Raw genomic sequence first — 13,206 nt, 5'->3', positions numbered from 1 at the left:
AGTTTAAGAGTATGTTGACGAAAGTAATTGAACAAGCCAAAATAGACCATTTTACCAAATGGTTTGAACGAGCTGACAAAATAGTAATTGTATCCCATGTTTCTCCTGACGGCGACGCTATTGGTTCATCATTGGGATTATATCATTTTCTGGATTCACAGGAAAAAACAGTAAACGTAATTGTGCCGAATGCCTTTCCCGATTTCTTGCGATGGATGCCGGGCAGTAAGGATATTCTTTTGTATGACCGTTACAAAGATTTTGCCGATAAGTTGATAGCCGAAGCTGACGTAATCTGTTGTCTCGACTTCAATGCACTGAAGCGTATTGACGATATGGCAGATGCTGTGGCTGCATCTCCTGCGCGTAAAATCATGATCGATCATCACCTGTATCCCGAAGATTTCTGTAAGATTGTAATGTCCTATCCTAAGATTTCTTCTACTTCCGAATTGATATTCCGGCTGATTTGTCGTATGGGATATTTCAGTGATATCACGAAGGAAGGCGCAGAATGTATCTACACAGGCATGATGACAGATACAGGAGGATTCACTTATAATTCGAATAACCGGGAAATTTATTTTATCATTAGCGAACTACTTTCCAAAGGAATCGATAAGGATGATATTTACCGTAAGGTGTACAATACCTATTCCGAGAGCCGTTTGCGTTTGATGGGCTATGTACTGTCGAACATGACTGTTTATCCGGATTGTAATTCGGCATTAATCACATTGACAAAAGCCGAGCAAAGTAAGTTTAACTATATAAAAGGTGATAGCGAAGGCTTCGTAAACATCCCCCTTTCCATCAAGAATGTTTGTTTCTCCTGCTTCTTGCGGGAAGATACAGAGAAGCCGATGATTAAAATCTCCCTTCGTTCGGTAGGAACCTTTCCATGTAATCAGTTAGCCGCTGAATTTTTCAACGGTGGCGGACATTTGAACGCTTCGGGCGGTGAGTTTTTCGGAACGATGGAAGAGGCAAAAGCGGTCTTTGAGAAAGCGCTTGAGAAGTATAAACCTTTGCTAACAGCGAAAAGCTAAAGATGGAAGGTTAAAAGTGAATATGGAAAGGTTAAAAGATACGAACTTTCAACTTCCCCCTTTCAACTTTTAATGATTTTGAGATACATTTGTGCGGAATATAGCTAAATAACAGATAATGAAGAAACTTGTATTTTTATTTCTCTCTTTGTTAACCGCCGGAAGTCTGTTCCAGGCATGCGACAATTCGAAGACTTATGCAGAAATGCTGGAAGACGAGAAAAATGCGGTGAATAAGTTCATCAAAGATAATGATATTCGTGTCATTTCACTGGAAGAGTTCGAACGAGACACTGTTACGGCTTCAAAAGAAGCTGGGGATGGATATGACGAATATGTTGCTTTTTCCAACGGCGTATATATGCAGATCGTAGATCGTGGCGGGAAAGAGGAAGGTGAGAATGGGGTTGAGTTTATTAATGAAGTAGATACTTTTGCTACTGATAACATCATTTGTACTCGTTATGTAGAAAAGGATATGATGACAGGAGAGGTTACTTGTTTCAATGTAGCTTTAGAAGAATGGATGGATTACCCTGATTATTATAAGTTTCCATTAACATTCCGTTATGTACAAAACGCGTCTACTGTTTATGGGATCGTTTTATCCGGTAGTTTGGAATATGATTTATTATGGGTTAATCAAGGTTATGGAACTGCAATTCCATCCGGATGGTTGATTGCCTTACCTTATTTGCGTAATAATGCACATGTACGCCTGATTGTACCTTCTAAGATGGGGCATACAACTGCACAACAATATGTCAATCCTTATTTCTATGATATCTGGAAATTTGAGAAAGCAAAAAGCTAAAGCACTAACATTAGATAAATCTTTTAGTTAAAAACCTATGACTCTAATCAAATCTATCTCTGGAATCCGCGGAACCATCGGCGGAGGAGCGGGAGAAGGACTGAACCCGCTTGACATTGTAAAATTCACCTCGGCTTATGCTACTTTAATTCGTAAGACCTGCAAAGCGAAGAGCAACAAGATTGTTGTGGGACGCGATGCCCGCATCTCGGGTGAAATGGTAAAAAACGTAGTAGTCGGCACATTAATGGGAATGGGCTGGGATGTAGTAGATATTGATCTTGCTTCTACTCCGACCACAGAGCTTGCTGTAACTATGGAAGGCGCTTGTGGTGGCATCATCCTGACAGCTTCTCATAACCCGAAACAGTGGAACGCACTGAAGTTACTGAATGAACATGGCGAATTTCTGAATGCAGCCGAAGGCAACGAAGTGCTTCGTATTGCTGAAGCAGAAGAATTTGACTATGCTGACGTAGATCACTTGGGCTCTTACCGCAAAGACCTGACTTATAATCAGAAACATATCGACAGTGTATTGGCTCTCGATCTGGTAGATGTAGAAGCTATCAAAAAAGCTGATTTCCGGGTAGCTATTGACTGTGTAAACTCGGTAGGTGGTATCATTCTTCCCGAACTTCTTGAACGTTTGGGGGTGAAACATGTAGAAAAACTCTACTGTGAACCTACCGGAAACTTCCAGCACAACCCCGAACCGCTTGAAAAGAACCTCGGTGACATCATGAACTTAATGAAAGGTGGAAAGGCCGATGTAGCTTTTGTTGTAGACCCCGATGTTGACCGTCTGGCAATGATCTGCGAGAATGGCGTAATGTACGGTGAAGAATATACATTGGTTACTGTTGCCGACTATGTACTGAAACATACCCCCGGTAACACTGTTTCTAATTTAAGCTCTACCCGTGCTTTGCGTGATGTAACTCGCAAGTATGGAATGGAATACAGCGCTTCTGCCGTAGGCGAAGTAAATGTGGTAACGAAGATGAAAGCAATCAATGCTGTTATCGGTGGTGAGGGAAATGGTGGAGTAATTTATCCTGCCAGTCACTACGGACGTGATGCATTGGTAGGCATCGCATTATTCCTTAGCCATCTGGCTCACGAAGGAAAGAAGGTTAGCGAGCTCCGTGCTACTTATCCTCCTTACTTCATTGCTAAAAACCGTGTAGACCTGACTCCGGAAATCGATGTAGATGCTATCCTTGCCAAAGTAAAGGAAATCTATAAGAACGAAGAAATCAACGATATCGACGGTGTGAAAATAGACTTTGCCGACAAATGGGTACATTTGCGCAAGAGTAATACAGAACCGATCATCCGTGTGTATAGTGAAGCTTCTACCATGGAGGCTGCTGAAGAAATCGGTCAGAAGATAATGGATGTGATTAATGAATTAGCAAAATAATATCCTGTAAAATAGGATTTTATTTATAACATTTGAGTCTCGTATATCATAAAGATAACTGAATAAGTTGTCTCATTGATATACGAGACTTTTTATTAGGATGATATCCACAGAATGATGATAGTTACTCTTCTCCTTGAGTATTAACAATAAAGTTTCTTTTGATTAAGTCTAAACTTCCTTTCGTCTAATAGTAAACTTCTCTTTTGTTATTTACAAACTTAAAATGAAAGCTTCATTTTTATAAATGCAAGCTTTGTTTTTAAAAACGGAACCTTTGTTTTTATAAATGAAGATTGCATTTATAGATTGGAAGGGATGAAAAGCAACTTTACTGTTAATAAAAAGAAAGTTTGGACTTAATCAAGAGCAACTTTTCTATTAATAGATTACATGAGAAGTAAGCAGTGTTGAGAGAGAAGTAATCAACGAAGCTTACTTTTCTGCGTCGTTAGCATAGATACACTACAAGAATATCAATTGGTATACAAAACTTTATAGGTCTTATATCAATGATAAACACATGGCTTAAATATACATATTGATAAACGTGCGATATGAAAATAAAACTGATTGCATTATTATTTATAATGATGAGATCATTGAAAAATGGAAGAGGCAGACTCTTAGATTGTGTGAACTTAGTAGTGAAGTAATTGTTGAAAAATAGAGGTACTTGATAAAATAGAGTTGCATTTTCCGTATAAAAACGTATCTTTGTGTAAAGAGAATCAAAGACATCGATTATTAATGGCTATTTTTTTTCGCACTGCGAAACAAAACATATAAGCGATTGCCTGATATTTAATAGATGATATTAATGATTAACACAATGAAAATACGCTTGATTTTTCCTTTTGTTCTATTGATTTATTCATTGATCTGTCAGGCAGATGGCGGTAAAGATTCATATATCTTCCGGAAAGTAGATTATCAGCAAGGATTATCTAATAGCGCTGTGCTTTGTCTTTTTCAAGACAATACAGGGTTGATGTGGTTCGGTACTTACGATGGCGTCAATTGTTATGACGGCAGAAGCATGGAAGTTTTCCGTTCCGATTTTTCAGCTCCCAAGGCTTTGAGTAACAACGTAATCCATTCTATTCAGCAGGCGGATAATAATTGTTTGTGGATTTCTACCCATTTGGGGATCAATCGTCTTTCACAGGATTCACGGCAAGTTGTCGGATATTATGACTTTACAGATGATTATTATCTACATTCCAATTCTAAAGGAAACACATGGGTGGTGAGTCATGGTGGAATTTTCTACTATAATACATCTTATAAACGATTTGTACAGATTAAGAATCTGAAAGTACCCGTAGAAGATATGGATAAACGGGCGTTCGTCACGGATGATGGTGTTTTGTGGATTTTCACTCAACAAACAGGGGAGCTGTTACAGGTTTCGCAGGATGCTTTTGATTGTGACACATTATCAATTCATTCAACTGTTTCATCTACTAATTTTCATGCGAAACCTATTGAAGATGTCTTTTATCAGAATGGCGTTCTTTGTTTTATCGATAGTGAGCATGATCTTTATGTTTATGATATTTCCCGACAATCTAAAATTTATATTCGTAACCTTTCTTCATTAGTGCAGAAGAATGGAACTATTGCAGGAATAGCCCTTTTCTATGAAGATATTATTATTGGTTTTCGAACGAATGGGTTAGTCCGTCTCCGTACTTCACAAAAATATAAAGAAGAAGTGGTCGACCGGAATGTGCGTATATATAGTATTTATCGAGATCCTCATCAGAATGTCTTATGGGTTGCTTCGGACGGACAAGGAACGATTATGTATGCTAAGAAATATTCTATTGCCACCAATTTGATGCTCAATCAACTGTCATCTAACTTAAGCAGGCAGGTACGTTCTGTTATGACAGACAATAGTGGTGGGCTATGGTTCGGGACGAAAGGTGATGGACTGTTGCATATACCGGATTATCGTGAGAATGAGGAGGCTTCTGCCGTTACAGTTTACTCTCCTGAAGGTAAGCAAAATGTTGTGTCTTATATACGATGGAATAAAGAATTTCCTGTTTATAAATTGGTTCAAAGCCGTTATATGGATGGCTTTTGGATAGGATCTGGAGATCCGGGACTATTTTACTACTCTTTTGAAGACAAAACTTTGCATTCTGTGGAGAACCTGTCGGCACAACCCACCGAGATACATGGCATTTATGAGGAAAATGATAGTGTACTTTATGTGGTGACAGCCGGTTCCGGTTTTCATAAATTAATACTTGAGAAGCAGGCAGGTACCATTCGTTTCAAGTCGCAGAAAAGTTATCATTTTTTTCACGGTCAGCGAGAAATTACGATGTTCTATCCAATGTTGCCCGAGGGGGATTCTATTTTGTGGCTTGGCAGTCGGGAGAAAGGACTCGTACGGTTTGATAAGCGGACTGAAGAATATAAAGTGATTTCTTTGAAAGAAATGCTTCATAAGTCGGTAGACGATGTGCTCAGCCTGTATCGGACCAAAGAAGGGTTGTTATATGTAGGGACAACATCAGGATTGGTATGTCTGAATTCTAATGGAAAACAGATGAAAGCTACCTATATCGGACGGGAGCAAGGTTTGCTCAATGATATGATTCATGGTGTACTTGAAGATGAGAACGGACTCTTATGGCTTGGTACGAATCGGGGGCTGATTAAATATAATCCGATAAATGGCTCATCACATGCCTACTTTTACAGTGCAGGTGTTCAAATCGGTGAGTTTAGTGATGATGCTTATTACATGTGTCCATATACACAGGAGCTTTTTTTCGGTGGGATTGACGGGTTGCTTTATCTGGATAAAGAGGTGCAGGCTGCTCCGGAATTTTATCCGGATATTTTGTTACGTAAGTTGACTGTTGGACATACGCAAGTGGTTCAGGGGGATGGAGATTACTATACAGACGATGGTAAGGCATTACAGTTGAAGGGGACGGAGGTTTCATTTGCACTTTCTTTTGTTGTTCCGGATTTTTTATCAGGAGAAGATATAGAATATTCTTACCAGTTGGAAGGATATGATAAGGATTGGACCTCTTTTAGTAGTATTAATGAAGCCTCATATACAGGAGTGCCGGCAGGTGATTATATCTTTAAGGTACGCTATAAGAGGGATGTATTTGATACGGAATATCGGCATTTTTCTATTCCGGTATATATCCTTTCTCCCTGGTATCGATCGGTGGCGGCTTATTTTGTTTATTTGGTCATTTTCTTGTTGCTGTTAGGGTACGTGATATATTTACTACGTAAAAACTATCTTCAGGAACGGATGATGAAAACACTGATGGGGACAGAAAGTTGCCGGAAATCCGAGACTGTATATACAAACCGTAGGATGCTTGAAGATTTTACTCTTATTTATAATTATTGTGACCAATTGCGTGCAGAGAATCTTTCTTATGAGCAATGTCTTGAGAAAGTGTCACTGATACGCGAAACTGTGATGAACGCACTTCTTAATCCTGACGCTCTGTTTTTGGAAGAACTTAAACAATTCTTTCCGGATCGGTTTATTGTTTCTGCACGTATGAGTATACAGGGAGTTTCTCAAGAGGTGTTACGTACGTTGGAAGAACAAGGGATTGATCATTCTTCTATATCGTCAATGATTCCGGAACACTTAACATTTCCAGTTTACAAGAATGCATTATACAGTATTCTTTATTGCTGCTATCTTCGGATTACTGAAATGAAAGGTACTCATGGCGTAATAGTAGAAATGTCAGAACAGGATGGTAAGATGCAGCTACATTTTTCTTCTAAAGATGCTACTGCGAAAGCGTTGTATGAATATCTTTCAGATAAAGCTTCTTCAGTGACGGAGAAAGATTCCGATCATGTGTTTGCTGTGCATTTACTTTTAGGTTTTGTACGGTCGGCTTTGGAACGTATTCATGCCGTTCTTCGTTATGATGATGATGAGAGTGGTAGTCGGTTGACGATTATCTTTGAACCGGCAGTCTTGACAGTGGCAGGTGAACAAGGGAAAAAAACTGTGCTTTTGTTGGAAGACAGAGATGAAATGACTTGGTTGATTAGTAATTTCCTGGCTGATGAATATGTGGTTCATCAAGTAAAGAGTGTGCAGCTTGCTTTTGACGAAATTCGTCGGTCGGCTCCGGCTCTATTATTAGTGGATATGACAATGTATGCCAATGCTGAAAGTACTTTTATGGAGTATGTTAGCCGGAATCGTACTCTGCTTTCAAAGACAGCTTTTATTCCATTGTTAACTTGGAAAGTTGGTTCGGCCATTCAGCGGGAACTGATCTTGTGGTCTGATTCTTATATTGTACTTCCTTATGATATATTATTCTTGCGGGAAGTTGTCCATAATGCTATTTATGGAAAGCGGGAAGCGAAGCAGATATATATGGAGGAACTGGGAGATTTGGCGGGACAGATTGTCTGTACAACTACCGAACAAGCTGATTTTATTCGTAAATTGTTAAAGGTGATTGAAGAAAACCTGGACAAGGAAGAACTGGGCTCAACGTTGATCGCTGATCGTATGGCAATGAGTTCCCGTCAGTTCTATCGTAAATTCAAGGAAATCTCCAATACTGCTCCCGGTGATTTAATAAAGAGTTACCGTATGGAAAAGGCAGCCCGCCTGTTACTTGATGAAGAACTTTCTATTCAAGATGTTATTATGGAGGTCGGTATTTCCAGCCGGTCTTATTTTTATAAAGAGTTTACCCGTCGGTTCGGGATGACACCGAAAGATTATCGGGAACAGCGAAAGGTATGCTGATTGTCAGGTTAAATTCTTTCGTATAGGTGATTAGTTGGGAAACATTATTATTTATTTGTTTGTCACAACCTTGTGCTCTAAATCCCTTTTGTTGATTTTATTATGTTGATTATTAGTGCGTTAATCTGTGCTCTAATTTACCATTCTGTGCTTTAAATATGTGTCTTTATTTTGCCGTTTTTTTGGCAAGGTAGAGCATTGGACTTTTATTCGAATAGCCTTTATTTGCAACAATCTTTTTAAAGGGAATTAACCTTATTACTAATCAAATTTAAAGGAATTATGAATGAAAAACTAAAGTATCTTACCTTATTTGTAATAGGTATGATGTTGAGTTTGGGCATGAATGCTCAATCTGTAAAATCAATCTCCGGTACGGTAACCGATGATCAGGGAGAGGCGGTTATCAGTGGTACGGTGAAAGTTAAAAACGGTAGTACAGGAACAATCACTGACATTAACGGTAAATACACTCTCTCTGTTCCTTCCAATGCCACCTTGGTGTTTTCGTATATTGGTTATATCACACAAGAATTTAAAGTCTCGGAATTAAAGAGTAATGTTCTGAACGTAGTTCTGCAATCGGATACGAAAGCACTGGACGAAGTAGTCGTTGTAGGTTATGGTACCATGCGCAAATCAGACTTGACGGGTTCCATTTCCACAGCCAAAGGTAAAGACATGCTGAAAGCACAATCATTCAATGCGCTTGACGGATTGAAGGGTAAAGTGGCCGGTGTGAATATCTTCTCTAATACCGGTCAGCCGGGTGGAGAATCACGTGTCATCATTCGTGGTATTTCTACTATCAACGCATCGGCATCACCGCTGTACGTAGTAGATGGAGTGGTGATGTCAAACTTCGAATTGCTTAATCCGAATGATATCGAATCTATCGAAGTATTGAAAGATGCTTCCTCTGCTGCCATCTATGGTGCCCGTGGTGCGAATGGTGTTATCATGGTGACTACCAAGCGCGGTAATGCAGGAAAAGGAGTCCATGTTTCCTATGATGGTTCATTGTCTATCGGTAAGATGGCTAGAAAAATAGATGTAATGGATGCTAACGAATGGATGTCTACCTTCAAGCAGGGATTGGAAAATGCCAACGAATTTCAAGGCAAGAACTTCACAACTGATCTGTCACAGATATTCACAGACGAACGTTTGTTCAATGCAGACGGTTCTCCGAAATATAATACCAACTGGCAGGATGAAGCATCCCGCACTGCCATCTCTCATAACCATCAGATCAGTATCCAACGTACAGGAGAAGGATCTTCTATCGGAGCATTCATCAATTATACCGATCAACAGGGTATTTTGTTGAATTCCTACTTCAAACGTATCAATGCAAAATTGGCGTATGATGACAAACCGACTGATTGGCTGTCTACTTCCGTTAATTTATTAGTAAATCATACTTGGGGTAATAGAACTTCTGATAACCCTTACGGACAAGGCGCATTGCGTACAATGATCGAACAGTTGCCTTTCTTACCGGTTAAGCTGGATGGTGAATATACGCAGACGAACATTATTAATACAAGCTCTATTCTCAATAATCAGACTGATCCTAATAGCGGAAAACAAGGATTCAGCCCGGAAGGTGTAGGTAATCCCGTTGAGTTGCTCGAACGGATGCAGGCTATGCAATATCGTACGCAGATTTTTGGTAATGCTGCTTTGACTTTCCATCTCATGAAAGGATTGGATTTGAAGACCCAGTTCGGTATCGACTACCACAATAATCGTGATGCTAACTATACGCCGTTCACTCCGCGTCCGATGATTAATCAAAGTTCCGAGGGAGCAGCTTCTGCAAATAACTCCAACTCTTTGTATTGGCAGGAAGAAACCTATTTGACTTATGTGAAAGATATAAACAAACATCACATTAATGCAATGGCGGGTATGTCTTGGCAAGAGTATAATTATACCAAATTCGAAGCTTCCGACAGTAAGTATATTGATGACTTCTACGGATATTATAATTTAGGTTCCGGAACGAATCGTCCTTCTGTTGGCAGTGATTACGACAAGTGGGCAATGAACTCTTATTTCTTGCGTCTGGCGTATTCTTATGACAACAAGTATATGGCTACCGTAACCGGTCGTTATGATGGCTCTTCCAAATTCGGACAGAACAATAAATATGCATTTTTCCCGTCAGTCGGCTTGGGCTGGATGATTTCTAATGAAGACTTCTTGAAAGATAACTCATTGATTAGCAAACTAAAACTGCATACTTCTTACGGTGTGACAGGTAACTCGGAAATCGGTACTTATAAGTCATTGGCCACGGTAAGCCAGTCAAATACGATTATTGGTGATGCTTTGCACGTTGTGTCTTATCTGGACAATATGCCTAATCCTGACTTGAAATGGGAAAAGACTGGACAGTGGGACTTAGGATTCGAGTTGGGTTTATTCAATAACAGACTGAATTTCGATATTTCCTATTATTATAAATATACTTCAGATTTGTTGCTCGACCGTCCGGTTCCTGAATCAACAGGCTACTCTTCCATTATGGATAATATTGGAGCCGTTTCCAATCGTGGTTTAGATATTCTGGTTACAGCATATCCTATTCAGACACATGATTTCCAGTGGACTTCCACTCTTAATTTAGGTTTCAACAAAAACCGTGTAGAGAAGTTGGATGAAAGTGCATCTGTTGATCCTGTCACCGGTAAGCGTCAGATTACGACCGACGGTTTTGTGGGTTACGATATGTTGATCCGTGAAGGTGAAGAGCTTTCTTCTTTCTATGGTTATAAGCGCGCCGGTATCTACGATGGTATTCCGTCTAACTGGGATCCGGAGACAATGAACATACCTTCCACTATCGGTGAAAAGGTAACTTATAAGAAACGCGAAATTATCGGTAACGGATTACCAGACTGGATGGGCTCATTTATCAATACCTTCAATTATAAAGGTTTCGATTTGACTTTAGACTTCCAGTTTACATGGGGGGTAGACGTGATGCAAGAATATTATCACTCTACTGTAGCCCGTTTCCTGACTAACGGTATAGACCGTCTTTATAAGGAAGCATGGCATCCAACTCTCAATCCGTCGGGTAAAGAACAGGCAATTCGTCTGAATAACTTTGGTCAGGGAGCTAATAACCAGGCAGATGATGACTGGGTTTGCAATGGTTCTTATTTGCGTTGTAACATGATTCAGCTCGGATATACCTTCAATCCGACACTGATTAAGAAGATCGGTCTGTCTTCATTGCGTTTGTATGCGAATGTGAATAACGCGTTCCTGATTACTTCTAAGGACTATAACGGATACGATCCGGATAACTCATCTCGTTTAGGTGACAACAAATGGGGGGCTAACCGCCAATTCTTCACCTATCCGCGTCCGAGAACGTTTACGTTCGGTCTTAATGTAGCATTTTAATTCACCGTTATAAAAACCATAAGAATTATGAAACTATTAAAAGTATATATATCTGCATTTTGTATGTGTTCACTTTCTGTGTTGCTGAATTCATGCGACGATTTCCTGAAAGAAGAACCATTGGATATGAAATCATCTGACCAATTCTGGAAGACGAAAGCTGATGCGGAGTCAGGTGTGAACGCATTGTATTTTGGTGGTGTACCTTATTTACACAACACTGATGTAGGCGGTGGCTGGACTCCTAAAGCGACAATGTGGGGTGGTATTGTGTCCGGATTGTACGTTGATAAGCGTAAGGATAGAACATTTACTACGGCATCCGAAGGGTGTAACTTCAATATTGAATCTTTTGATGATATTGCAATGAAATACTGGCATGAGTTTTATAAAGGTATTTCACGTGCCAACTTTGTTATAGCCAATATTCCGACAATGACCGGGGTGCTGGATGAAGCTACTATTAATAATTATGTGGCTCAAGGTAAATTCTTCCGTGCATACGGATATTTTTGGCTGGTCAAAGAATTTGGTGGTGTTCCTTATATTTCAGAACCTTACACATCTACAGAAGGTATGTACAAAGAACGTCTTTCTGCTGAAGAGGTTTATAAGAAAATTGAAGCCGACTTGCTGGATATTGTCAACGGGGATGCATTGCCGAATAAAACGTTCTATGAAAATGGCTGTTATGTTACCAGAGCAATGGCGCAGACTTTGCTGGCACAAGTTTATCTACAATGGGCTGGTGCACCGTTAAACGGGGGGGCAGACTATTATGGAAAAGCTGCACAGATGGCATTGAAAGTGATTAATGATAGTCCTCACGGACTTATTCATCCGAATGGAACGACTGATGATTTGAACTCTGCGTATAATGTGATTAAGACAACGAAAGAATCAGCTGAAATCATTTATGCTAAAGAATACAATTATAGTGATTATAGTGTAGGTAACTCTTATGCTTGTCGTTCTATCGGGACAGATGCTTTTCAGTGGGGAGTGTTCCATCCGGGAGGAGACGTGCTGTATAATGCATACCTTCCCTGTGATATGTTGCTTAACAGCTATGCCTCTAATGATATTCGAGGACATGAGAAACAGTTCTTCTTTAAGCAATATACCGATGCTGAAGGAAATACTCATACTTTGAATAATGCAGGCAACTGGGCATGGTTTGATGAAAATGCTTTGATTAGCGGTCACGACGGTGATTATAATATGCCGGTATTCCGTTTTGCGGAAGTCTTGCTGATTGCGGCCGAAGGTCTGGCACGTACAAATCATGAAGATAATGCTGTCGGTGGAGCTAAATATTATCTCAATCAAGTGCGTAAACGTGCTGGATTGGCAGATGAGACGGCTACAGGAAACGATTTAATACAATCGATTTTGACTGAACGTTTGCATGAGTTACCGTTGGAATTTAAGATTTGGGATGACATTCGTCGTACTCGTTTGTATCCGGAAGCATCTACCGAATCAGGAAAATTGAAATGGACTGCTCTTGCATCGGCTCAAATTCAAAACAAGCCCGATGGAAGCACAAGAGCCGGTGCCATTCCTGAATATGCTTTGTTATGGCCTATCCCGTTAGATGAAATTCAGGCTAATCCTGCGTTGGAAGGACGTCAGAACCCGGGATGGAATTAATTAGGTAATAATAAATATTTGTTTCTGATAGAATTGGAGAGAGGGTAAAGGCAAATTATCCTCT

At 39.8% G+C, this 13,206-nt stretch carries 6 protein-coding genes; all 6 read left to right on the top strand.

Going from position 1 to position 13,206, the window contains the following annotated elements:
• The first annotated feature begins 11 nt into the window (after nt 1–11).
• A complete protein-coding gene (locus KTR06_RS17325; RefSeq protein ID WP_004313064.1) occupies nt 12–1,049 on the top strand; it encodes a bifunctional oligoribonuclease/PAP phosphatase NrnA in 1,038 nt (345 codons plus the stop codon).
• A 118-nt stretch (nt 1,050–1,167) separates the two neighbouring features.
• A complete protein-coding gene (locus KTR06_RS17320) occupies nt 1,168–1,863 on the top strand; it encodes a DUF4827 domain-containing protein (protein ID WP_008641986.1) in 696 nt (231 codons plus the stop codon).
• 37 nt (nt 1,864–1,900) lie between these two features.
• Nucleotides 1,901–3,289, top strand: coding sequence for a phosphoglucosamine mutase (glmM, locus tag KTR06_RS17315; RefSeq protein WP_008020557.1), 1,389 nt, complete (start codon nt 1,901–1,903; stop codon nt 3,287–3,289).
• An 820-nt stretch (nt 3,290–4,109) separates the two neighbouring features.
• The gene (locus KTR06_RS17310) at nt 4,110–8,069 is read left to right on the top strand and encodes a helix-turn-helix domain-containing protein (RefSeq protein ID WP_120067249.1); all 3,960 of its coding nucleotides are present in this window, start codon (nt 4,110–4,112) and stop codon (nt 8,067–8,069) included.
• 282 nt (nt 8,070–8,351) lie between these two features.
• Nucleotides 8,352–11,489, top strand: a complete 3,138-nt coding sequence (locus KTR06_RS17305) for a TonB-dependent receptor (protein WP_049701842.1) — start codon at nt 8,352–8,354, stop codon at nt 11,487–11,489.
• Nucleotides 11,490–11,516: 27 nt separating this feature from the next.
• On the top strand, nt 11,517–13,142 hold the full coding sequence (locus KTR06_RS17300) for a RagB/SusD family nutrient uptake outer membrane protein (RefSeq protein ID WP_120067221.1): 1,626 nt from the start codon (nt 11,517–11,519) through the stop codon (nt 13,140–13,142).
• Nucleotides 13,143–13,206 lie beyond the last annotated feature (64 nt).

It is taken from the genome of Bacteroides sp. MSK.20.12, from assembly GCF_019052435.1.
GTDB lineage: Bacteria > Bacteroidota > Bacteroidia > Bacteroidales > Bacteroidaceae > Bacteroides > Bacteroides xylanisolvens.
This window is presented reverse-complemented; position numbering and strand designations above follow the sequence as displayed.